At 38.8% G+C, this 22,808-nt stretch carries 22 protein-coding genes; 18 read left to right on the top strand and 4 right to left on the bottom strand.

Annotation, left to right across the window (positions count from 1 at the left end):
• Positions 1 to 7: 7 nt before the first annotated feature.
• Positions 8 to 1,054: a hypothetical protein gene (locus tag IW22_RS21255; RefSeq protein WP_034730899.1), complete on the bottom strand. Its 1,047-nt coding sequence runs from the start codon at positions 1,052 to 1,054 to the stop codon at positions 8 to 10.
• A gap of 355 nt (positions 1,055 to 1,409) precedes the next feature.
• Here IW22_RS21255 and IW22_RS21250 point away from each other — a divergent pair, with 355 nt between their 5' ends.
• The 10 genes from IW22_RS21250 to IW22_RS21205 all read left to right on the top strand — a co-directional run bounded on the left by IW22_RS21250 (position 1,410) and on the right by IW22_RS21205 (position 10,490).
• Complete coding sequence (locus IW22_RS21250; protein WP_034730993.1) at positions 1,410 to 1,856, top strand: type VI secretion system contractile sheath small subunit; 447 nt, start codon at positions 1,410 to 1,412, stop codon at positions 1,854 to 1,856.
• A gap of 21 nt (positions 1,857 to 1,877) precedes the next feature.
• Complete coding sequence (locus tag IW22_RS21245; protein ID WP_034730895.1) at positions 1,878 to 3,239, top strand: DUF5458 family protein; 1,362 nt, start codon at positions 1,878 to 1,880, stop codon at positions 3,237 to 3,239.
• A gap of 30 nt (positions 3,240 to 3,269) precedes the next feature.
• Positions 3,270 to 3,779: a hypothetical protein gene (locus IW22_RS21240; protein ID WP_034730891.1), complete on the top strand. Its 510-nt coding sequence runs from the start codon at positions 3,270 to 3,272 to the stop codon at positions 3,777 to 3,779.
• A gap of 119 nt (positions 3,780 to 3,898) precedes the next feature.
• Complete coding sequence (gene mutY, locus IW22_RS21235) at positions 3,899 to 4,945, top strand: A/G-specific adenine glycosylase (protein ID WP_034730991.1); 1,047 nt, start codon at positions 3,899 to 3,901, stop codon at positions 4,943 to 4,945.
• A gap of 44 nt (positions 4,946 to 4,989) precedes the next feature.
• On the top strand, positions 4,990 to 5,547 hold the full coding sequence (gene gldD, locus IW22_RS21230; protein WP_034730888.1) for a gliding motility lipoprotein GldD: 558 nt from the start codon (positions 4,990 to 4,992) through the stop codon (positions 5,545 to 5,547).
• Positions 5,548 to 5,574: 27 nt separating this feature from the next.
• Entirely contained in the window at positions 5,575 to 6,498 is a 924-nt protein-coding gene (locus IW22_RS21225) for a PfkB family carbohydrate kinase (protein ID WP_034730885.1), read from the top strand.
• Positions 6,499 to 6,585: 87 nt separating this feature from the next.
• A complete protein-coding gene (locus IW22_RS21220) occupies positions 6,586 to 7,950 on the top strand; it encodes a peptidylprolyl isomerase (RefSeq protein ID WP_034730884.1) in 1,365 nt (454 codons plus the stop codon).
• A gap of 83 nt (positions 7,951 to 8,033) precedes the next feature.
• The gene (locus IW22_RS21215; protein ID WP_034730882.1) at positions 8,034 to 8,537 is read left to right on the top strand and encodes a hypothetical protein; all 504 of its coding nucleotides are present in this window, start codon (positions 8,034 to 8,036) and stop codon (positions 8,535 to 8,537) included.
• A gap of 221 nt (positions 8,538 to 8,758) precedes the next feature.
• Complete coding sequence (locus IW22_RS21210; RefSeq protein WP_034730988.1) at positions 8,759 to 9,703, top strand: NAD(P)H-dependent flavin oxidoreductase; 945 nt, start codon at positions 8,759 to 8,761, stop codon at positions 9,701 to 9,703.
• Between the two features lie 16 nt (positions 9,704 to 9,719).
• A complete protein-coding gene (locus tag IW22_RS21205) occupies positions 9,720 to 10,490 on the top strand; it encodes an alpha/beta fold hydrolase (protein WP_051891343.1) in 771 nt (256 codons plus the stop codon).
• Positions 10,491 to 11,220: 730 nt separating this feature from the next.
• On the opposite strand, the gene IW22_RS21190 is transcribed toward IW22_RS21205, so the two are convergent.
• Both IW22_RS21190 and IW22_RS21185 read right to left on the bottom strand, forming a co-directional pair.
• On the bottom strand, positions 11,221 to 11,838 hold the full coding sequence (locus IW22_RS21190; RefSeq protein WP_034730873.1) for a hypothetical protein: 618 nt from the start codon (positions 11,836 to 11,838) through the stop codon (positions 11,221 to 11,223).
• Positions 11,839 to 11,864: 26 nt separating this feature from the next.
• Positions 11,865 to 12,164: a rhodanese-like domain-containing protein gene (locus tag IW22_RS21185; protein WP_034730870.1), complete on the bottom strand. Its 300-nt coding sequence runs from the start codon at positions 12,162 to 12,164 to the stop codon at positions 11,865 to 11,867.
• A 175-nt stretch (positions 12,165 to 12,339) separates the two neighbouring features.
• Between IW22_RS21185 and queG the strand changes: the two genes are divergently transcribed.
• The 8 genes from queG to IW22_RS21145 all read left to right on the top strand — a co-directional run bounded on the left by queG (position 12,340) and on the right by IW22_RS21145 (position 22,017).
• The gene (gene queG / locus IW22_RS21180) at positions 12,340 to 13,284 is read left to right on the top strand and encodes a tRNA epoxyqueuosine(34) reductase QueG (RefSeq protein ID WP_034730981.1); all 945 of its coding nucleotides are present in this window, start codon (positions 12,340 to 12,342) and stop codon (positions 13,282 to 13,284) included.
• Between the two features lie 358 nt (positions 13,285 to 13,642).
• Positions 13,643 to 14,320 (top strand): TIGR02117 family protein, encoded by a 678-nt coding sequence (locus tag IW22_RS21175; RefSeq protein WP_034730977.1) that lies wholly within the window; start codon positions 13,643 to 13,645, stop codon positions 14,318 to 14,320.
• Between the two features lie 6 nt (positions 14,321 to 14,326).
• Positions 14,327 to 14,974: a murein L,D-transpeptidase catalytic domain-containing protein gene (locus IW22_RS21170; RefSeq protein WP_034730866.1), complete on the top strand. Its 648-nt coding sequence runs from the start codon at positions 14,327 to 14,329 to the stop codon at positions 14,972 to 14,974.
• A 13-nt stretch (positions 14,975 to 14,987) separates the two neighbouring features.
• Complete coding sequence (locus tag IW22_RS21165) at positions 14,988 to 15,449, top strand: SRPBCC family protein (RefSeq protein WP_034730863.1); 462 nt, start codon at positions 14,988 to 14,990, stop codon at positions 15,447 to 15,449.
• 586 nt (positions 15,450 to 16,035) lie between these two features.
• Positions 16,036 to 16,287: a hypothetical protein gene (locus tag IW22_RS21160; RefSeq protein ID WP_131401774.1), complete on the top strand. Its 252-nt coding sequence runs from the start codon at positions 16,036 to 16,038 to the stop codon at positions 16,285 to 16,287.
• 107 nt (positions 16,288 to 16,394) lie between these two features.
• Entirely contained in the window at positions 16,395 to 17,435 is a 1,041-nt protein-coding gene (locus tag IW22_RS21155; RefSeq protein WP_228384086.1) for an efflux RND transporter periplasmic adaptor subunit, read from the top strand.
• Positions 17,436 to 17,462: 27 nt separating this feature from the next.
• Entirely contained in the window at positions 17,463 to 20,585 is a 3,123-nt protein-coding gene (locus IW22_RS21150) for an efflux RND transporter permease subunit (protein WP_034730854.1), read from the top strand.
• Positions 20,566 to 22,017, top strand: coding sequence for a TolC family protein (locus IW22_RS21145; RefSeq protein WP_034730974.1), 1,452 nt, complete (start codon positions 20,566 to 20,568; stop codon positions 22,015 to 22,017). Before IW22_RS21150 ends, IW22_RS21145 begins: the two co-directional genes overlap by 20 nt.
• 111 nt (positions 22,018 to 22,128) lie before the next feature.
• Here IW22_RS21145 and IW22_RS21140 read toward each other — a convergent pair whose 3' ends face one another.
• Positions 22,129 to 22,557 carry a cold-shock protein gene (locus IW22_RS21140; protein WP_034730852.1) on the bottom strand — a complete coding sequence of 143 codons (429 nt, stop codon included), beginning with the start codon at positions 22,555 to 22,557 and terminating at the stop codon, positions 22,129 to 22,131.
• Between the last annotated feature and the right edge of the window lie 251 nt (positions 22,558 to 22,808).

Here is a 22,808-nt window from a genome sequence, read left to right as displayed (position 1 = left end):
TCTCTTTTTAATAGGCTTTTTTATAATTCCGCAGAACGAAATTGATTCCAGTTTCTATAATGTCTCCCATGGTTTTACAATACTTGAAATTGATATCATAAGTGAGTTTCTGCAAAGCTGTTTTAAGCTCTGTAACATTGGCTTCCGGGGCAATATTGTCTTTTTTCATAATAGAAATGAGTTCATCGAATCTGTTTTGGCTGCTGGTCACTCTTTTTACAATTTGTGAACGCACTTCTTTACGATACTGTTCTATAGAATTGGGTTTCAGTTTTTCCAAAACCATATTCACCATGATATTGTTTTCTTTGAAATACTGGGGAAGATACACTTTCAGATTCCCTTCATAACTTTGCTGATCAAAATCGATAGGGCGGATTCTATAAATCACCTGATCGAAATCGTGGATAGGAATAATAACATAATTATAAGAGCGCATATCCCCAAGCAGCCCGATGAGGCAGCGTTCATTGAATTTTACAAATTCCTTGGAAATCTGTGCCTTTTCCGGTTCTGAACAATTGTGTAAATGTTTCTGAATAAAAACATCTCCGGGAATTCCTAAGATATGCTCTTCTATCAGGGTGTTTTTGTAAATCAGAAAGTTGATCCGGTTGGGAGAAAGCAGGTCTTCTATTTCCAGTCCGTAGATCCTTGAAGCATCAGCCTGTTTAATATAAAAATTGGTATAATTGTCATTCAGAATATTTCTTACCCGGATTCGGAAAGGTTTAGAGTTTCCGAAGGTACAGAAGTCGATGGTGTCCACTTTCAGATAAGGCAAAGTCGCCTCATCTCCGTCGGAATGAAGAAGGGTGTAAATCTTATTTAAATTAGCTTCAATTTCTTTAAACTCATACTCAGGATACAGGACACCGAGCCATAAAGTATCCTTGCCTTCCTTATCCAGAATATTCACACTGTCGCTGAATCTTAGCAGGTCTTCATACAGAAACTGAATCTGGGTCGTTCTGTTATGTTTTTCCAGATACTGCTGTAATGCTTCCGAAACAGGATATATGGGTTTTCTGAATGCGATCTTTACATCTTTCATGACTCTTTTACTTTAATTAAATATAGAGAATATTTTTTCCTCATGACCGAGGAATTCCGATTTTAACATGTGTTCGATGCTTTTTTATCAATTCAAAATGCACCCGGATTTTATTTTATCTGTCTTTCACTTTTTTTATTTATTTTTTCATAGTTTAGTGATATCGTAAAGCGATGATTTTACGACATATATATTATGGGTTAAATTAAATATTTCAAGAAAAATCTTGACAAAATTTTGTATGTTACAGTTTTTTTTTAAATTTAAACATTGGATTGGTAATTTATTTGATTCATCGGTAAATTACTCAAAGACAGATCCAAACCAAAATCAAAAATCTCAAAATAATAATAATATGGCAATGTTTAATTATGGTGTTGGCGGTAACGAAGTAAAAGTAGACGCTAATGAAGCTATTCAGGAAATACAGGAAAATAAATCACTGATAGTAAGCCAGCTTACAACTGACGAATCTTATACCCCTGAAATCGTAACAGGATTAAAAACAGTGGATGACGTTTTCAGACATTTTCAACCTTCCGTAGCAGTACAGCACGAAACAGAAGAAGGAAGTGTCGTAGAAGAGGAATTCCGTTTTCAGAATCTTGCAGACTTCACACCCAAAAATCTTACTCAGAAATCCGACTATTTACAACAGCTTAGCATGGAACAGGAGCAGTACAATAAAATCGTACGCCAGCTGAAAACAAATAAGATTCTGCGTAACATGCTTGAGAATGAGCAGACCAGAGCAGCATTCATCGAAGTATTGAAAGATGTGGCACAAGAACTTGAAAAATAATTATTTACACTAAATCAAATCATGGATAGCAAATTACAGGCACAAGAAAGCCAACAGCAGGGTCAGCAGCAACACTCAGGGCAGCCGAAAGGCAACCCGCTTGCAGAACTTAATAAAATAGGAGGGTTTGGCTTTGTTGAATCCGTTGTAGACGGTATCGCCAATATGAACCCTACAAGAAAAGCAAGGAAAGAAATTTTCCTGACAGACAGCAATAAAACCGACGAAAGAAAAGAACTAGCTCAAAAATTAAACCTTTGGGTAAGCCTTTTGGAAGGTAACGAATCTGCAGATAAAATGGCAGATACCTGCAAATCTAAAGCGCAGGCGGCAGACCAAAACTTAAAAACAAACTTAAAAAATACACTTGACGCAGTACGTCTGTTGGAAACCAACTACAGAACTGTAGCCCAATTCTATAAAAATACAGAACTGGATAAAGTGGACAACGTAAGCATCGTAAACGCAAGTCTTGAACAGGTTTCAGATCTTGACAATCCTTTATTTATTGATGCTATTTCCAACGAATTCAAAAACTATTACGACCGTTTGGATCTTAGAGACAACTATTCTATCCTGGCGATACCTGGATACTTAGGCTCGAACAAAGTCATTGAAAAATGGGCAAAGATCTGTAACGAAAACAAAGTAATGATGGTAACCGACTTCGCCAATCTGGATAAGCCGGATGACGTAGTAGACTTATTCCATTCTGCCAACCTTACCGGGGGCGAGCTTCACAGAAGTAACGTTATTATGACGTGTAACTGGCTTGTAGGTAGAGGAAGAGCTGAAGAAGTAGGTGAAGAAGACAACGTAGAACTTCCTCCTTCCACTTCATTGGCAGGAAAAATCCATAAAACACTGATGTCTCAGGTAGCAGCAGGTAAAAAACACGGTAACATCAACGAAGTAGACGCGGTAAAATTCGAATTGAAGAAAAGTGAAATTTCTCAGTTGGAAAAAATGGGTCTTGTTCCAATGGTGAACGAATATGGTAAGATCATGGCATTCTCTGCTAAAACATTGTTTACAGGAGATAACATCGGTCTTCAGACCTATTCCGTAGTACGTGTATTCGACTATGTAACTAAAGTTTTACTTGACTTCCTGAACAGAAGAGCGTTCGAAAACTGGAATGCCAAGAATGAGGACGATTTGAGAAGACAGATTGTAACGTTCCTTGACAATATCAAAGGACCGGATAAATTGATTGAAAAGTTCAAAATTGTTCGTTTCGAGCAGGACAGAGTCAATAAAGACAGAGTATGGCTGGATATCCGTATGACACCTTATTTCCCTACAAAAAGTTTCGTTATTAAACTGGACGGACACAAAGGAGATGATGGCAACGAATGGGATGCACAGTATACTCAGGAATAAGTAAGAACCCAATTTAAAATAATAAAACCGATGCATGAGTACATCGGTTTTTTACTGCCAATTCATATGAAAATTAATGTGATCAAAAAAAGTTTAAGCTTCATTTTGCCTGTACTCCTGCTCATTGTCTTGTCAGGATGTGAAAAAAAATATCAGCGGCCGGATCATTATGAGGTAGATCTTTTTAAAGACGAACGCCAGCAGGGGACAGCTTATATAATGGACCGTGAAGAATGCTTTGACGGCAGTGAACTCGTTATTACAAGTTCAGATGTAAAACTTGCCGACAGCTCAAAAGGAAGAGGAAAGACATTTTTTCTCTATAAAGTAAAATCCGGAAAAACAATGAAAACGATACGGGATTCCAGCGTGGATTATCCTTTCATGTTCCTTTCCCATCAAAGGCTGAAGCTGGAAAATGACTCCATTTATCTCTATCTGAAAAAACTGGATGGCTACCGCTTTATCGCTGCAGACAGAAACCTTAAATATGAATGGCTGAAAGCAGCGCCGGTATACACCGTTAAAAAGGATAATTAATTTATCTTTGCAGAGAAGAATTACAAGTCTGTAAATTCAGATGTTTCGACTCCGTTCAACATGATGTTTCTAACACTTTAGGGTACGATGTCATGCTGAGCGGAGTCGAAGCATCTATAATGAAGAAGAAACCTTTGGAAAAAATAGAAAACGACAACTTCAGACACATAGGAAACAAGCTCCTCAGCTGGTACGGAAAAAATGCACGGGATCTGCCTTTCAGACAGACAAAAGACCCTTATAAAATCTGGATCTGCGAAATTGTTTTTCAGCAGACCAGGATCAGTCAGGGGCTGAATCATTATAATAATTTCATCAAAAGATTTCCGGATGTAAAAACGCTGGCCAATGCTGAGGAAAATGAGGTTTTACTTTATTGGAAAGGACTTGGCTATTATTCCAGAGCCATCAATATTCATAAAGCGTCACAGCAGATCATGAATGATTATCAGGGTTCTTTCCCTGCAGATTATGATGAAATTCTGAAACTGAAAGGAGTAGGAAAGTACACGGCTGCGGCTGTGTCCAGTATCTGCTTCGGAGGTAAAATGCCGGCTGTGGATGGTAATTTTTACCGCGTTTTAAGCCGCATTTTTGCTGATGACTTCGATATTTCCAATTCCAGGGCTTTTTCTTATTTCTCTCAACTTGCGGAATTGGTGATGCCCGAAAATGTAGGTGATTTTAACCAGGCGATGATGGATCTCGGCTCGGAAATTTGTAAGCCTAAAAATCCACTTTGTGGGGAATGTCCGGTCAATGATGACTGTCTTGCATTTTCGCTTGAAAAGACAACGGATTATCCCGTTAAAACAAAGAAAGTTAAAACAGAAGATCTTGCGCTGATCTATTATTTTGTACACAGAAACGGTCAGTTTTTAATTCAACAAAGAAAAGATGATTTTATCTGGAAGAAATTATTTGAGTTTCCACCGACAATTTCTGAGGATCTGGAACCATTTATTAAAAATGTAAAAACAGTTACCCATAAACTTACCCATAAGAATCTGACCATTGAAATTTCAAACGTTGAGGTAGATTCTGAGGCCGTTTGGAACAGCTTTATCGCAGAAAATCAGTACATCATTACAGATTTTGAAGCTTCACATGATAAATCTTTTCCCAAACCTTTGGAAAACTACATTCAAAACTCACTGAAAGACTGAAATTTGTCTCCCAAAATCTGAAATCTAATTTGTACTTTTGCAAAATGATAAAAAACGTCATTTTTATTTTTGTATCACTGCTTTTAATTTCGTGCGGAAAAGATCATGTTCCAAAACCTTACGGGGAGCTTCGTCTGGAGTATCCGGCACCGAAATACCATAAGTTTGAAAATAACTGTGCTTATACCTTTGAATACTCAGATTTTGCATCCATCGCCGATGCCAAAAAGCCTTGCTGGTATTACATTAATTACCCGAAAATGAAAGCCAAGCTTTTTGTGACGTATTATCCCATACAGAATGATCTGGCAGACCATCTCAAAGAAACTGAGAAAATGGTCTACGAGCATACCATCAAAGCAAGCTCTATTGAAACCAAATCATTTGAATATCCTGACAAAAAGGTATATGGGAATTTCTATGAACTGAAAGGCCAGAGCGCTTCCAATCTTCAATTTTACATTACGGACAGCACGAAACACTTCGTGACTGCTTATTTATACTTTAACACAAGACCGAAACCGGATTCTTTGGCACCGGCAGTAAACTATATCAAAAACGATATGAAACACCTGCTGGACACATTTGAATGGAAAAATTAACAGACTTTAAAATACATTGAAAAATATATGAAACTTTTAGTTGTAGGAAGCGTTGCATTTGATGCAATCGAAACACCATTTGGTAAAACTGATAAAATTTTAGGAGGTGCAGCCACTTATATCAGCATCACTTCTTCTATTTTAGGCGTTAAATCTGGTATTGTTTCTGTTGTTGGAGGAGATTTCCCACAGGAGCACCTTGATATGTTCACAGACAGAGATGTAAATATTGAAGGTATTGAGATCGTAAAAGAAGGAAAAACATTCTTCTGGTCCGGAAAATATCACAATGACCTGAACACCAGAGATACTTTGGTTACAGAAGTGAACGTTTTGGAGAACTTCGATCCTAAAATTCCTGATTCTATGCAGGATTCAGAGATCCTTTTATTGGGGAACCTACACCCTGGAGTTCAGTTGTCCGTATTGGAAAAAATGAATAACCGTCCTAAACTGGTCATCCTTGATACGATGAACTTCTGGATGGATTCAGCTTGGGATATCTTAATGGATATGATCGCTAAAACAGACGTTATTACGATCAATGATGAAGAGGCAAGACAGCTTTCAGGAGAATATTCTCTGGTAAAAGCAGCTAAAAAGATTCACACGATGGGTCCTGACTATGTGATCATCAAGAAAGGAGAGCATGGCGCGTTACTTTTCCACGACAGTAAAGTATTTGCTATCCCTGCACTTCCACTGGAAGATGTTTTCGATCCTACCGGAGCGGGAGATACTTTTGCAGGAGGTTTTGCAGCTTATCTTGCTAAAAAAGGAAAGGTAGATTTCGAAACCATGAAGTCTGCTTTGATCGTAGGTTCAGCGATGGCTTCATTCACTGTTGAGAAATTCGGTACAGAAAGAATTGAGGAAGTTACCGAATCTGATATGTTCGAGAGATTGAGACAATTTAAAGAATTAACGACATTCGATGTCGAACTGCAATAAATAAGTCTTTTTAAGAAATATTTATAATAAAAAATTTAGACTAATTCGTTAAGAATTCTAAATTTGCAACTTGTTTAAAATAGTAAAATGACAAATAAACTAAAAATCACTTTTCTTCTTGGGATTTTCATGATGATATTCTCTTCAAACATGAATGCTCAGCTTAAACCGGGAGAATTAGTGGATGGTATTGCTGCTGTTATCGGTGATGAAATTGTTTTGGAATCAGATGTGAATGAGCAGATGAATTATGCCAAACAGCAGGGAGCCTCTGAAACTGACAAATGTGAGTTCCTTGAAAACCTGATCAGCAACAAGCTTCTTGTATACGAAGCAAAAAAAGATACATTGATTGAAAACCGTTCTGCTGCGATTAAGGAGCAGGCCAACGCAAAATACCGTCAGTTACTTTCTCAGTTCCCGGATGAAAAAACAATGCTTACCGCATATAAATTCAGAAACGGATTTGAAATGAAAAATGCTATCGAAAAGATAGACATCGATCAATATTACGGACAGGCTAAATATCAGCGTATTACTGAAAAAGCAGACGTAACACCGAATGAGGTAACAGACTTCTACAACCTGTACAAAATGCAGCTTCCGGAAGTAAAGGATGAAATTTCTTTAGCACAGATCATGATGTACCCTAAGCTTACAGAAGCTCACAAGGAAGATCTTATCAAAAGATTAAAGAAAATCAAGCAGGATATTGCTGGTGGAGAAACGTTCGAAAGCCAGGCAAGAATCTATTCTGAAGACGAAGGATCTGCTGCCAACGGAGGATTGTACAAGAACATCTATAAAGGACAGATGGTAAAGCCATTTGAAGCGGCGGCCTTAAACCTTCAGGAAAATGAGATCTCAGATCCTATTGAATCTGAATTTGGCTACCATATTGTACAGCTGATCAAAAAATCAGGGAAAGTATATGATGCAAGACACATCCTTCTAAAGGCTACGCCTACAGACGAAGAGATTAAAACAGCAAAAGCAAAAATGGACAGTATCAAAGGTCTTATCCTTGAAGGTAAAATGACATTTAAAGATGCTGCTTATAGATTCTCAGACGATAAGAAAACGAAGTTCAATGCAGGAATTATTGCAGGAGCAGACGGTTCTGATAAAATTGAAAGAGAAAGTATTCCGGGATCTATCAGCTACGAACTGGCTGGTCTGAACAAAGGAGACATTACTGCTGCTTTCGAGGATGAAGACAACAAAAGAAAAGTGGTAAAGATGATCAAACAGGAAGATGTGATTCCTGCTCATCAGATCACACTGGAAACGGATTATAACAGAATCAAGCAGATGGCGCTCAACAAAAAGCGTAATGAAATGATTGAAAAGTTTGTCAACGCTCAGTTGCCGACAACCTTTATATCGATCGACGGACGCTATGATAACTGTAAATTCAAAGCCAACTGGAAAAAAGAATCGATCAAAAAATAAATACTAAACCTTCAGAATTTCTGAAGGTTTTTTTTATGCTCTTTCTGAAAAAATGATATATTTAAATCATAAACTTTGAAGCAATGGATGAATCTTTTTACGGACATAAATTTCAGGAAGCTGTCGATACCCTTTCCGGAAAAGAGTTTATAAATTCAGACCTTCGATTGTCTGTAGACACCATTCTTGAATCCGTTGCATTAAAGATATACAAACCCGAGTGGTCCAGTACTCCCGAATCTCCGATGGATGCCCCGGGCCGGATCTTTTTTTCGGTTTGGATTAATGAAAAATCGATTAAAGAAGGAAAGCTGTATTACAACATTCATGCGCTGAAACTGAGAAATCTTAAAGGCTATAAAATACCGGCCAGGAACTTTGCAGAAGACTTTAGAAATCGTTTTGCAGAAAATCAGGAGAATTGGGAAAACGTAAGCGTACAATACGGTCCTTTGACCCTCATGGAAGGCTGGATAGAACTTAGACCAGATCATATTCAGAATGATCTGTGCGCACTGGCCCGGAAATTCTTAAACCTAAGCCCGGTGATAGATGAAGTACTGACTGCATACCGATTGAAGCCATAACCCGTTGCGAGATACAGATTTTTAGAGGTGTAAAGTGAACTGATAATGAAATTGTTTTTATTTTCAACATTCGCACCCCGCCGCACTCACAACTCACAACTCATAACTCATAACTCTTCTCAATATTTTACCCATTTTTTACCCGCTGAAAACCGTTGTTTTTAGTATTTTTACGCATGAGCAATTTTATAGATTTCAATTCAGCAAAAAAACTTCACGAAATGCAGACAAGTCAAAATAGAATTACAGAGCTTTTTAATATACAATACCCTATTATCCAGGCCGGTATGATCTGGCACTCAGGCTGGAAACTGGCTTCGGCGGTTTCAAACTGTGGCGGACTGGGAATTATCGGGGCAGGAAGTATGTACCCGGACATCTTAAGAGAAAATATTCAGAAGTGTAAACTGGCTACAGATAAGCCTTTCGGAGTGAATGTTCCGATGTTATACCCCAATCTTGAGGAGATCATCCAGATTATTCTTGAAGAAGGTGTGAAGATTGTTTTTACTTCTGCCGGAAATCCGAAAACCTATACAGAAACCCTTCAGAAAGAAGGAATAAAAGTAGCACACGTGGTATCTTCCACCAAATTTGCCGTAAAATGTGAAGAAGCCGGAGTAGATGCTGTGGTAGCAGAAGGTTTTGAAGCAGGCGGACACAACGGAAGAGACGAAACCACTACATTCTGTCTTATTCCCAATGTGAAAAACCATATTTCCAAACCATTGATTGCAGCCGGAGGAATTGCTTTGGGTTCACAGATGAAAGCAGCGATGCTCCTTGGAGCAGATGGTGTACAGATTGGCTCACGTTTCGCAGCTACTTTGGAGGCCAGCGCTCATGACAACTGGAAAAAGAAAATTACAGAACTTAATGAAGGAGATACGCATCTTACTTTAAAAGAACTGGCACCTGTAAGGATGGTCAAAAACAGGTTCTTTGGGGAACTGGAATATATCTACCAGTCAGGAAGAGATAAAGAGGCTTTAATCGCATCGTTAGGTCGCGCAAGAGCAAAACGCGGAATGTTTGAAGGCGATATGGAAGATGGCGAGCTTGAAATAGGGCAGGTTTCTGCATTAATCAATGATATACTTCCGGTAGAAACCGTTTTCACTAATTTGTTAAAAGAATTCGAAGCAGCGAAAGTGCCGGTGTTGTAATGGAGGAATGAATGTAATGGAAGAGAGATTAATTGAAGTAAGAGGTCAGAAACTTTATACCGCATATCACCAATCGTCTGAAGGAAAACCGGTTATTGTTTTTCTTCATGATTCCTTAGGCTGTACCCAACTTTGGAGAGATTTTCCGGTGAAACTGGCTGAAGCCACCGGTTATAATATCTTAATGTATGACAGACTGGGTTATGGTAAATCCGGACCTATGCTTACTCATGAAAGACCCGTTAATTATATGGAACTGGAGGCTGATCTTCTTAATGATTTGCTTGCCGAACTAAGCATTAGCAATGTCATTTTGTTTGGTCACAGTGACGGTGGAACTATCGCCTTGATTACAGCTGCAAAATATCCGGAAAAGATACATTCAGTGATCTGTGAAGCAGGACATATTTTCGTAGAAGAAGTTACCCTGAAAGGAGTCTACGATGCCTGGGATGCTTACAAAACCACCAATCTTGCTGAACGTTTACAGAAATACCATGGCGAAAAAGTAGAAATGCTTTTCAAAGCCTGGACCGAAACCTGGACCCGCGAAGACTACAGAAGCTGGAATATCGAATACCTTTTGAAGGATATTCAGTGTCCTTTGCTTTTCATTCAGGGAGAAGCTGATGAATACGGAACTTTGGATCAGGTGGAGAAAACAGTTTCTCAGGTAAGCGGAACCGCAGAAAAATATATCATTCCCGGAATTGGGCATACGCCTCACAAAGAAGTTCCTGATTGGGTTCTCAATAAAGTCACGGATTTTATAAAGCACTACAGCTGATGACAAAATTCGATTTATATAAATGCATCCTGATGATCAGGGTGCTTTTTTTATGTTTTAATGTGTACATATTTTGGATGGGTTTAAAAATTTGTATAAAACCTACATATTATAAATACAATTTCGCCCATTTTTTCGGCAGTATGATCTTTAGTTATAGAATAAATGTATTCTTTTCTGTACAGATTTTAATGAAAAACAAAAATTCAAAAAATGATTTTGGTATTAAATTTTAAAGTCATTTTAATTAATTTTTTAAAATATTTAACTAGAGTTGAAATCTTGATAAGTGCCTGTCATAGCTTTTTTTGGCCAGGATATCAGTTTGAAATTACACAAAATAAACAATTCAAATCACGTATAGGTGATATGTTAATTTATATTTTTACTTCATCAGACAATTGGTAAAAAAGTCATCGAAGATTGGTTTAGTGAATGTGTAAAAGTTGTGTTTGAAATGGATGCTTTTCATGTTGGGGATGCAGTTTTGCTGCATCCCTTTTTTGTTTTAATATTTTCTCTCGCAGATGATACGGATCAAGCAGATGAGCAAAAGTAAAAATCTGCATCATCTGACTAATCTGCGTGAAATTTTAAAATCATGTGGTTTGTATCCATTCTCTTCATCAGAATCAACGTCATTATCTTTGTAAATCCGTGCAATCTGTTACTTCTACAATGTACTTTGCGTGGTAAAATAAGCTTTATTTGCCCCTCAAGTTTTATAGGTTTACAGAAGCTGAAGCTCTGCAGTTAGATTTTGTTTAGCTTTCTGTTCATACCGCTCCCCGAAATCACTAGTTTTAAAAATGCTTTCAAGCTCCAGAAAATGTTTAAGCACTTTCCTCCTTCCCGGTTTATACAGTAGATCCGGATAAATGGAGTATTCCTTTCGGATTTTCCGGGTATAATCCAGATAAGCCTCCAGATCTTTTCCAAGGATAGAAAGATCAGCATCAAGAAGATAATTGGTATCGGAATCGTCAGAAAGTTGATGTGATTTTGTAGCTAAGATCTGTGATGAAACTTTTGAAATCATCTCTGCATTTAAACCCAGCTGTTGAAGCCTTTCTACGGCGCGCAATGCACTTTTTTCTTCATTCGATTTTGAAGCGGCATCATAAATAATATCATGGTAAAATACAGAATATGAAACAGCAACAGGATCTTTAATATATTCTTTTACCGTTTCCAGTTCCAGAAACATATTTTCCAGATGAAAAAGATCATGATAATGCCTGCCTTTTTCAGAATATTTCTTTTCAATTTCCTGCCAAAAGCGGTTGATAAGATCCTGGTCTTTTGAAAACGGAAGACAGAGATCTGTGAATTTTTCTTTCAGATTCATAGTGAATGAAGATAAAAAAAAGGAACTTAAAAAGTTCCTTGATTTGCTTCCAACGCAGCTTTCAGTTCAGCCCAGCCTCCGCCGTTATGACCGTCCTTCAGGCCTTGTCCGTTAAGATATTCCAATGCTTTTCCGCTTCTGTTTCCACTTCTGCAGAATAAAATCACTGGTTTTTCAATAGATAAGATTTCTTCTTTTCTGTCTTCTACTTCACCCAGAGGAATATTCTTGGCTCCGTCTATATTTCCGTCCATTTCAAGCTCCATGGGCTCACGAACGTCAATTAATTCATAATTTCCTGATTGTATTACTTCTATTAAAGACATAACTGTTTAATTTTAGATTAAAAAATAAGAACGAAAATACGCAATTTTTTTCTTAAAAAGATCCCTATCAAAACTTAAATTTTCGAAAGAAAGTCTTAAAACTTCGGGCTTATCCGCTTTAGCATTTAAAAGTATAACATTCGTAAATTAATCTTAATTTTGCAAAGTGAAAATTCTGAATTCCAGTGCCGAAAAACATGCCCAGTTAATTAAGTCCAAAGCAGAACGTTTTGGGTTTCAGAGCTGCGGTATTTCGAAAGCAGATTTTTTAGAAGAAGACGCCCCCAATCTGGAAAAATGGCTTAAAAACAATTTTCATGGCGAAATGAAGTACATGGAAAACCATTTCGACAAAAGATTAGATCCAAGGCTGCTTGTAGAAGGTTCAAAATCCGTTATTTCACTTTCCTATAATTACTTTCCAAAAGAAAAAATTTCCGCTTTAGAGAATTATAAAATCTCAAAATATGCCTACGCAGAAGATTATCATGAAGTGGTCAAAGAAATCCTGCGGGAAATGGTGGCAGAACTTCAGGAAGAGATTGGGGAGTTCGGATTCCGGGTTTTTGTAGATTCTGCACCCATTCTGGAGCGGAGCTGGGCTAAAAAGTCTGGAATAGGCTGGGTAGGAAAAAATGCCAATCTTATTACCAAGCAGAACGGTTCGTTTTACTTTCTGGCGGAAATCATCTGTGATCTGGAGCTGGCTGCCGATCATGCTACGACCGATCATTGCGGAACCTGCAGAAAATGCATTGATGCGTGCCCTACAGACGCCATTGTATCGGAGAAGATCGTTGATGGAAGCCGATGCATCTCTTACGCTACTATAGAGCTTAAAAACGAGATTCCTGATCATTTCAAAAACAAAATGGAAGACTGGATGTTCGGCTGTGATATCTGCCAGGATGTTTGCCCGTGGAACAGATTTTCTGCGCCGAATCTTCAGAGCAGATTTGCGCCTAATGAATCGCTGAAAAATTTTAAAAAAGAAGAATGGAAGGAAATTACTCAGGAAATATTCTCTGAGATCTTTAGGAAATCTCCCGTAAAGAGAACCAAATTTGCTGGTTTGAAGCGGAATATAGAATTTTTGGAACGTTCTTCGGACAAGCTGTAGGATAAATTTTTGGTGACGAATCCTTATCTGGAATTTTTCGGTTCCAAAACTCAGGAGGATAAATCGCCATCCCTTAAGCAGTGCGCCTTAAGGAGGATAAGATTTAATTCAGTAAGAATCTTCGGAAAACCTTTCCTAAAAAGAAAAATTGACCTTCAGGAGACTCATGTCCCACCGAAAATCAACGTTTTTTCTGTACTCTTTTTGGAGCTGTTTTCACTCTTACTTTAAATCTCTTCTGTGATTTTGTATTTTTAAGCATATTTGTGAATATTTCGTAACTAAATTTAATCATTTTTTCGATTAAAACAAATACTTTTACGGAAAATTGAAGATTAAATTTTATTAAAACATGAGCGTGAAAATTGTATTATTATATGTCCTGAAAACAGTAGGTGTTATTTTGGGAATTGTGGTCCTTTACGTTATTTTAGGGCTGGTGCTGCCACTTATAGAAGTTTCCGGTGAGGATGACGGGCAGCCAAAAGAAATACCGATCTATATTTACACCAACGGAGTGCATACAGATATCGTGATGCCTGTAAAAAACGACCTTCAGGATTGGGGAGCAAAAGTTCCGTTTGCCAATACTAAATCAAAAAGTTCAGATTATAACTATATAGGAATAGGGTGGGGTGATAAAGGTTTTTATCTAGATACTCCTACCTGGGACGATCTGAAATTTTCTACAGCTGTAAAAGCGGCATTTTGGCTAAGCGATTCAGCGATGCATTGCACCTACTACAAAACCATGAAAGAAGGGGAAGACTGCAAAATGATTATGATCAGCAAGGATCAATATAAGAATCTGGTAAAATTTGTTGAAGATAAATTCGACAGAGATCAGAACGGGAATTTCATCGTCATTCCTACGGATGCTGTATATGATGTGAACGATGCATTTTATGATGCTAAAGGCACGTACAGCTTCCTTTATACCTGTAATACCTGGGCAAACGATGCTCTGAAAGCTGCCGGACAGAAAGCTGCTCTTTGGACGCCTTCCGATTTCGGAATCTTTAGACATTATAAATAATTTCTGATGAAAATTTTTGCCGTACTTCTAGCCATTCATCTTATAGGGTCATGCAGCAATGAATCGAAAGGAAATCGTCCCATTGCAGCAAATCCCGTGGTTAAAACGGAAAAAAGGCCGGAAGCCGACTTATCTGAAATGAAAGCAAAAGCTGATGAAGCATTGAAATTTTGTGTTTCCAAAAAGCTCAGTACAGATTTTTGCATTCTGATTGATATGAGTCTTCATTCCGGAATTAAAAGGTTTTTTATCTGGGATTTTAAAACGAATTCAGTCGCTAAAAAATATCTTGTAGGCCACGGTTGTGGTGTAAATCCATGGAGTTTGGATGGTTCAAAAGACAATCCGAAGTTCAGTAATGAAGATGGAAGTCATCTTTCAGCTTTGGGAAAATATAAGCTGCAGGGAAGAGGTCGCAGCGAGTGGGGAATTAATATCAAATATCTGATGCATGGCCTGGAAGAAACCAACAGCAATGCTTTAAAAAGATATATCGTTTTTCATTCCTGGGATCAGATGAGTGATGACGAAGTTTTTCCAAAAGGATCTCCGGAAGGATGGGGCTGTCCCACCGTTTCCAACAATGCGATGAAAGAAATTGATCCTATGATTCAGAAAGCTGGGAAACCGGTTCTGATGTGGATTTATCAATAATGTACAGAAAATTATGAAACACCGTCTTTTCCGCGAGCAGCAGCTCAACTGCAATATAGAAACTGCCTGGAAGTTTTTTTCCTCTGCCAATAATCTTTCCGAAATCACCCCGAAAGACATGAATTTTATCGTGCTCACCACCATGGAAAACGATGAAATTTATGAAGGAATGCTCATTGATTACTACGTTTCACCAATCCTCGGAATAAAGATGAAATGGCAGACGGAAATCCTTAAAGTAGATTTTCAAAAAAGTTTTGTAGATCTTCAGAGAAAGGGACCCTACAAACTATGGCATCACCACCATGAATTCATTCCCAATGAAAAAGGTGTCCTCATGAAAGATACCATTGATTATGAGCTTCCCATGGGATTTTTGGGTGAAATAGCCCATCCGATGTTTGTTAAGAAGAAACTGGAACATATTTTCGATTACCGTTATAACGTGTTGGAGAAAATGTTCAATACTAAATAAGTCTAAAATGAAATAAGGTCTTTGAAACGGCTCAGGCTCGAAACTTGTGGAGTAAAATAAATACAATCAAACCTATAAGGTTTCGTTATCTAAAATAAGTCTTTTGATTTTTAAAATGTTTTTTTTAAACATTAAGATCAATGAAGGCTGTAAGGTGAGTTAAGAAAAAATCATTTAATTTTTTTTTAGTTGTACGTCTTAAAGCGAAGCTAAAACTTAATATTCTTAAAAGCTTAACACAAAATCTTAACAGTTTGAATTTTTTCTCTCGCAGATGATACCGATAAAGCAGATGTACAAAAGTAAAAATCTGCATCATCTGATTAATCTGCGTGCAATTTTAAAATCATGTGGGTCTTTGAAACACTTCAAAGACCTTATTTTTTAATGATATAAAGCAGTATTTAAGTTTTTTTAACATTCAGGATACCTTAGAAGCCGTCTAAAATCCATAGTTTCGCGGGACTATCGTTTTTACTAAAAAACCAAAGTTTTTCTTATTGACATGGCAGGTCTGAGGTCACTTATCTTTTTTTATTTCATATTGGTTTTTACCCTTTTCAATTCGAAATGGGCAGAAAAATCAATGGGAAATATTCCTTGTGTCCCGAATGTAGGAAATGTTCTTATTCTCGATTTCTACGAGGAAGCGGATATGAACACCCACGCGCTGCCCGCTGCCTCAAAAATAGTAAAATACTCAGTCCGTAAAGACGGTTATATCCCGGCAGATTTCTCGGCCATTACTAAAATAACGTCCAGAATCAGCCTTCCTGTTATCGCCATATCTATTATCTGTGGCGTAAAATCTTTTCTCCATCTCCTCCAATTGTATTAATTTAAGTTATTGATAACCAGTTTATTTTAACGAAATTCTCATAACTTAAATACTTTAAGATGTATTCTAAAAACGTAATAATTTGCATTTTTGCAATATTATTCGCTGTGTCATGCAGTAAAGACAACCAAAAAAATAAAGCGAAGGACAAAGAAGTTCCTGTGCTTGAAATCAAAGAAAAAGATACGCTCGTCAACAACCAGTTCGTCACCGATATTCAGGCAAAGAAAAATGTCGATATCCGTTCACGGATCGGAGGTATCATTGAACACATATACGTCAATGAAGGGCAGTTTGTTCACCACGGTCAGACCCTCTTTAAAATCAGTGATGCTGAGCTCAGGATGGAACTTTTAAAGGCTGATGCTACTTTAAAGCAGACCGATGCCGACGTACGCGTTGCAGAAGTGGAGCTGAAACAGATCCAGAGTCTGCATACCAAAAAATTTGTTGCGAATAACGAGCTGGAAATGGTCAAAGCCAAACTATCATCCGCCAAAGCAAAACATGCCTTTGCCGATGCTGAAAGAAAAACAGTGCTGCAGAAGATAAGTTTCACAAGGGTTACAGCACCTTTTGACGGTGTGATCGATGTGATTCCCCACAAAGAAGGAAGTCTTGTTGAAAATGGAACCCTGCTGACGACTTTATCCCAGCTGAATGAAGTGTACGCCTATTTTTCCATTCCTGAAAACCTGTACTTTGAACTTTTGGCCAATGATAAGATCGGGAACCATCAGAAAATTGAACTTACTCTCCCGAACGGTGTCAATTATCAGTTTAACGGTGCCCTGAAAACGGCTGAAGGAGAAATAGACAGAACCACCGGCTCCATCAGATATAAGGTGCTTTTCCCGAACCCTGACCGCCTCATCAAACACGGAACTTCAGGAAAACTTATTATTTCCGAGCATCAGGCCAATGCCATTCTGATTCCTCAGAAATCCACATTCTCTATCCAGGATAAAACCTATGTATTTGTCGTAGATAAGCAGAACAAAGTGAAAATGACCGGCATTAAGATCGGAACTACCCTGAGAGATTCTTATGTGGTAGAAGGCGGTCTTAAAAAAGGAGACGTAATCATCTATGAAGGAACGCAGTCTTTAAAAGATGGCGATGTAATTAAAATTAAAAAGAAGTATTAACCTTTCATCATCTTTAAATCAACTGACATGGTAGAAATGTTTATAAGACGAAAGGTGCTTTCGTTGGTGATTTCCATTGTATTTGTACTGCTGGGAATTATGGCATTAATGAAGATGCCCATCACCCAGTTTCCGGATATCGTACCGCCTTCGGTAACCGTAACGGCAAAATACACCGGAGCCAATGCCGAAGTGTCTGCCAATGCGGTAGCGCTTCCTTTGGAACGTGCCATTAATGGAGTTCCCGGAATGACGTATATGTCTACGGTAACCTCTAATGACGGACTTACCTTAATTCAGGTATTCTTCGAAGTAGGAACGGATCCCGATGTGGCTGCAGTAAACGTTCAGAACAGGGTAACGACTATCCTTGATGAACTTCCGGAAGAAGTAATCAGAGCCGGAGTAACCACAGAAAAAGAGGTGAACAGTATGCTGATGTATCTCAATATCACGAGTGCAGATCCGGGCCAGGACGAACAGTTCATCTACAATTTTACAGATATCAACGTTCTTCAGGAGCTGAAGCGTATCGATGGAGTGGGGCGTGCCGAGATTATGGGGCAGAAAGAATATTCTATGAGGATATGGCTGGATCCGCAGAAAATGGCAGCGTACAGTATTTCGGCAGATGAAGTGATCAATTCTTTGCAGAAACAGAATATCTCAGCGGCACCAGGAAAAGTGGGCGAGACATCCGGAAAAACCTCGAGCCAGCTGCAATATGTAATTAAATATAAAGGTAAATTCTTTGAACCCAAACAGTATGAGGAAGTTCCGATCCGATCTGATGTGAACGGAACCATCCTGAAGCTGAAAGATATTGCTAAAGTGGAATTCGGAGCCATGAACTATGGAATGGTTTCCAAAACGGACGGAAGACCTTCAGCATCCATTATGATGAAGCAGCGGCCGGGTTCCAATGCCTCTGAGGTTATTGAAAACGTAAAGGCGAAAATGGAAGAATTAAAAGTCACATCATTTCCTCCCGGAATGGAGTATAATATGGCCTATGATGTTTCCAGATTCCTTGATGCCTCTATCAGTGCGGTATTGGTGACGCTTATCGAGGCGTTTGTTCTGGTGGGAATTGTGGTTTTTATTTTCCTTCAGGACTGGCGTTCCACTTTGATTCCTGTGCTTGCTGTTCCGGTAGCATTGGTAGGAACATTTGCTTTTATGGATATGCTGGATTTCTCAGTGAATCTTTTAACCCTGTTTGCTTTGGTTCTCGCCATTGGAATTGTCGTGGATAACGCGATTGTCGTCGTCGAGGCCGTCCATGTAAAAATGGAGGAGGGTATGAAACCGCTTGAAGCGACCATTAGTGCTACCAAAGAAATAGCAGGAGCCGTTGTAGCAATTACCATTGTGATGTCGGCTGTATTTATTCCGGTAGCCTTTCTGGAAGGCCCCGTAGGTGTGTTTTACCGCCAGTTCTCATTGACATTGGCGATAAGTATTGTCATCTCGGGAGTGAATGCACTGACGCTGACTCCGGCCCTTTGCGCAATTATTTTAAAGCCACATCATCATGACAAAAAGAAAACCATTGTCGACCGGTTTTTCCAGAGCTTCAACAAAGGTTTTGAAAGGCTGACTGAAAGTTATGTAGGGATTTTGTCAAAATTTGCAACAAGAACGGTAGTCATTTTTGGAATTCTGTTTCTGTTTATTGTATTAACTGTCGTCACCAGCAGATTCTTACCAACCGGATTTATCCCGATGGAAGATCAGGGAATGGTATACGTAAGTGTTACTACACCACAGGGAGCTACGGTGGAAAGAACAGAAAAAGTACTGGATGAGGTGACTGTCATTGCGAAGAAAATAAAAGGAGTAGAAAATGTAACCACCCTTGCCGGATACAGCATTGTAACAGAAATTGCGGGCTCTTCTTACGGAATGGCGATGATTAACCTTAAAGACTGGAAAGAAAGAGATCTGTCTGTCAATGATCTGATTGCCGAACTTTCCGATAAGACAAAAAGCATTGCCGATGCACAGATTGAAATCTTTGCTCCGCCTACCGTTCCCGGATTTGGTAATACCAGCGGCTTTGAGCTTCGTCTCCTTGACAGAACAGGCGGATCAATTGAAAATACAGATAAGATCACAAAAGATTTCGTCAAAAAACTGAATGAATCTCCTGAGCTTCAGAACAGTTTTACCAGCTTCGATGCTACTTTCCCGCAGTATATGATCCATATGGATTATGATATGGCAGCGAAAAAAGGAATCTCCGTAGATAATGCGATGTCTACACTTCAAACGATGTTAGGATCTTATTACGCCACTAATTTTATCCGTTTCAGCCAGATGTATAAAGTAATGGTACAGGCAGATCCGGAACACAGAGATACTCCCGAAAGTATTCTGAATCTGTATTTAAAGAATGACAAAGGCGAAATGGTTCCCTTCTCAACCTTTATTACCATTGAAAAAGTATACGGACCTGAAGTTTTAACGAGGTATAATATGTATATGTCTGCAATGATCAACGGAGAACCGGCGGACGGCTACAGTTCGGGGGATGCCATTGCAGCAGTGGAACGTGTAGCGAAAGAAACGCTTCCGAGAGGTTTTGATATAGAATGGTCCGGGATGACCAGGGAAGAGATTTTATCAGGAAATCAAACGGTCTATATTTTTATGATCTGTCTTTTGTTTGTGTACCTTTTATTGGCGGCACAGTATGAAAGTTTCCTTCTTCCGATGCCTGTACTGCTGAGTCTTCCGACCGGAATTTTCGGTTCCTATATAGCCCTAGTGCTTACCGGACTTGATAACAATATCTATGCACAGGTAGCCCTCGTCATGCTGATCGGGCTTTTAGCGAAAAATGCGATCCTTATTGTAGAATTTGCCGTCGCCAGAAACAAACAGGGGTATGATATTGTTCCGGCAGCGATAGAAGGGGCAAGACAACGTCTCCGTCCTATCCTGATGACCTCCTTTGCTTTTATAGCGGGACTTATTCCGCTGTGTATAGCTTCAGGAGCCGGAGCGATAGGAAACCGTTCTATTGGGACTGCAGCTGCAGGGGGAATGCTTATCGGTACTGTTTTCGGACTGGTAGTGATTCCGGGACTGTATATATTCTTTGCAAAACTTGAAAATAAAAAGAAAAATGAAGAGATCAAATCTTAGAAATATAGGGTATGGAATGGCGGTATTGAGCTTAGTATCATGCACCGTTCCAAAAGTGACTGAACTGAAAAAAGCGCAGACACTTCCGGATGAAGTGATAAAAACTGAAAACGCTTCAGATGCAGACCGTTTTCAGCAGATTAATCTCAAAGCCTATTTTACAGATCCATATCTGCTGGATCTTTTTGAGAAGGTGGTAAAAGCTAATCCTGATTTTCAGATTGCGCAGCAGCGGGTTGAAATTGCCAATAGTTTTCTGCAGCGTTCAAAGATGGATTTGCTGCCCTCTCTTGAAATTGGAGCTTCGGCTTCAGGTGACCGATATGGGAAATATACGATGGAAGGTGTGGGAAATTATGATACGAATCTTTCGCCCAACATTACAGAAGATCAGAAGATTAATCGTGATTTCACCCCGAATTACTGGCTGGGAGCAAGAAGCAGCTGGGAAATAGATGCTTGGGGAAAGCTCAAGAATAAAAAACTGGCGGCTCAGAAAAAATACCTGGCATCTACGGAAGGACTTCTGCTGCTGCAGGTAGAGCTGTTTACGGATATTGCTAACCTCTATTATCAGCTGGTTGCACTGGACAACCGGCTGGCGATTTATCAGAAAAACTATAATCTTCAGCAGAGAGCTTTCGAAATTGTACTGGCTCAAAGAGAAGTTGGAAAAGCAACAGAGTTGGCTGTTCAGCAGTTTAAAGCACAGAATAATAACTGGCTGGCTGAAATTGAACATATAAAAGTGGAAATTGTAACAGTGGAACAGGCTATCACAACATTGACAGGTAGTTACGGCGGCGGAGTCAAACGCGGGAATTTACTGATGCCTACTAATATGGATGTTTTAAATAAATCCATTAATGTAGAATCTGTGATTCATTCAAGGCCGGATGTCGCCGCGAATTATTATGTACTGGAGGCCTCACAGGCTGATGCAAAGGCGGCAAGAGCTGCATTTTATCCAAAGATCGATCTTGGAGCCAGTTTCGGGCTGAATTCTTTTTCTGCCGGAAATTTCTTCAGACCCAGTTCTCTGGCGGGGCAGCTGTTGGGAGGATTAATGGTGCCTGTTTTTAATAAAGGACAGTTGAAACATGATTTTAAGGTCGCGGGAAAAGAGCAGGAGATTGCTTTCCTCAATTACCAGAAGAGCATTACCACAGCATTTAATGAACTTCAGTCTATTCTGAAACAAACGAAGATCTATGAAAGGATGCTCCAGCTGAAATCTGAAGAGGTAGGTTTCCTGGACCGTGGTGTGGAAGTTTCCAATGATCTGTATTTAACGGGATATGCCAATTATTTTGAACTGATCAATTCTCAGAAAAGCAAACTGACCGCTGAGCTGGATCTTCTCCAGTTTCAGCATCAGAATACCAGGAATAATGTCTTGCTTTTTAAAGCATTAGGCGGAAAACTGGATTGATTTTTACTTTTTTTTACGATGAAAGCCGCCCCTGAGGGCGGCTTTCTTTATTGTTTCACAAAATCCGTCATTCAACAGATTTGTTATAGTAAAGCTAAACTAAAGCTTTGATTATTTAACCAACTCGATGTTAACTGCAGAGAAGCCTTTCGGAGATTTTTCTTTCTCGAAAGATACTTTGTTCCCCTTTTTTACAGGGTGTGCACAGCTGTTGTTGTGGAAGAAAACATTTTCCTTACTGTTATCTTCAGTAATGAAACCGTATCCTTTTTCACTGTGGAAAGTAATGATACCTGTCTTTCTGATGTCTTCCGCAATAATCGGAGCTGCACCAAGCTGGATCTCATCAATGTTTACTTCCAGTCTTTCTCTGTCTTCAGGAGGTGTAGAAGTCAATCTTCCGAATTCATCTACATACATGAAAACGTCTTCCGCTCCTTTGTTGTTATTCGTTTTACGATCTTCGCGTCTCAGCGCTTTTTCTTTTTGCTTTTGAATTTTTTTCTTGAAATTTTCTTTTTTAGAAAAAGAGTCTGCCATAAATTATTCTAGTATTTAATTTTATATTGTAATATTTGTCTACCTGATCTGCCATATGCTATGAGAGCCTGCAGTCGTCCGTCTGTACTTCTTTGTGAAACGAAACGTCGAAAGCAGTTTTGTTTTGGCCGTTCATCAGTAAAAGAAGTGATTTTTTAAAAAATGAGGCGTCTGAAAAAGCGGGAACTGAAAAGAAAGAATTTCTATACTATAACAGAGGGCAAAGGCAGCGGCCTATTAATTAATATACA

It is taken from the genome of Chryseobacterium sp. JM1, assembly GCF_000737715.1.
In the GTDB taxonomy this organism is placed as follows: Bacteria; Bacteroidota; Bacteroidia; order Flavobacteriales; family Weeksellaceae; genus Chryseobacterium.
This window is presented reverse-complemented; position numbering and strand designations above follow the sequence as displayed.

Coding starts and splice junctions, on each gene's coding strand:
- IW22_RS21255 (WP_034730899.1), bottom strand. CDS start 1,054: ATGAAAGATGTAAAGATCGCATTCAGAAAACCCATATATCCTGTTTCG.
- IW22_RS21250 (WP_034730993.1), top strand. CDS start 1,410: ATGGCAATGTTTAATTATGGTGTTGGCGGTAACGAAGTAAAAGTAGAC.
- IW22_RS21245 (WP_034730895.1), top strand. CDS start 1,878: ATGGATAGCAAATTACAGGCACAAGAAAGCCAACAGCAGGGTCAGCAG.
- IW22_RS21240 (WP_034730891.1), top strand. CDS start 3,270: ATGCATGAGTACATCGGTTTTTTACTGCCAATTCATATGAAAATTAAT.
- mutY (WP_034730991.1), top strand. CDS start 3,899: ATGAAGAAGAAACCTTTGGAAAAAATAGAAAACGACAACTTCAGACAC.
- gldD (WP_034730888.1), top strand. CDS start 4,990: ATGATAAAAAACGTCATTTTTATTTTTGTATCACTGCTTTTAATTTCG.
- IW22_RS21225 (WP_034730885.1), top strand. CDS start 5,575: ATGAAACTTTTAGTTGTAGGAAGCGTTGCATTTGATGCAATCGAAACA.
- IW22_RS21220 (WP_034730884.1), top strand. CDS start 6,586: ATGACAAATAAACTAAAAATCACTTTTCTTCTTGGGATTTTCATGATG.
- IW22_RS21215 (WP_034730882.1), top strand. CDS start 8,034: ATGGATGAATCTTTTTACGGACATAAATTTCAGGAAGCTGTCGATACC.
- IW22_RS21210 (WP_034730988.1), top strand. CDS start 8,759: ATGCAGACAAGTCAAAATAGAATTACAGAGCTTTTTAATATACAATAC.
- IW22_RS21205 (WP_051891343.1), top strand. CDS start 9,720: ATGGAAGAGAGATTAATTGAAGTAAGAGGTCAGAAACTTTATACCGCA.
- IW22_RS21190 (WP_034730873.1), bottom strand. CDS start 11,838: ATGAATCTGAAAGAAAAATTCACAGATCTCTGTCTTCCGTTTTCAAAA.
- IW22_RS21185 (WP_034730870.1), bottom strand. CDS start 12,164: ATGTCTTTAATAGAAGTAATACAATCAGGAAATTATGAATTAATTGAC.
- IW22_RS21170 (WP_034730866.1), top strand. CDS start 14,327: ATGAAAATTTTTGCCGTACTTCTAGCCATTCATCTTATAGGGTCATGC.
- IW22_RS21165 (WP_034730863.1), top strand. CDS start 14,988: ATGAAACACCGTCTTTTCCGCGAGCAGCAGCTCAACTGCAATATAGAA.
- IW22_RS21160 (WP_131401774.1), top strand. CDS start 16,036: ATGGGAAATATTCCTTGTGTCCCGAATGTAGGAAATGTTCTTATTCTC.
- IW22_RS21150 (WP_034730854.1), top strand. CDS start 17,463: ATGGTAGAAATGTTTATAAGACGAAAGGTGCTTTCGTTGGTGATTTCC.
- IW22_RS21145 (WP_034730974.1), top strand. CDS start 20,566: ATGAAGAGATCAAATCTTAGAAATATAGGGTATGGAATGGCGGTATTG.
- IW22_RS21140 (WP_034730852.1), bottom strand. CDS start 22,557: ATGGCAGACTCTTTTTCTAAAAAAGAAAATTTCAAGAAAAAAATTCAA.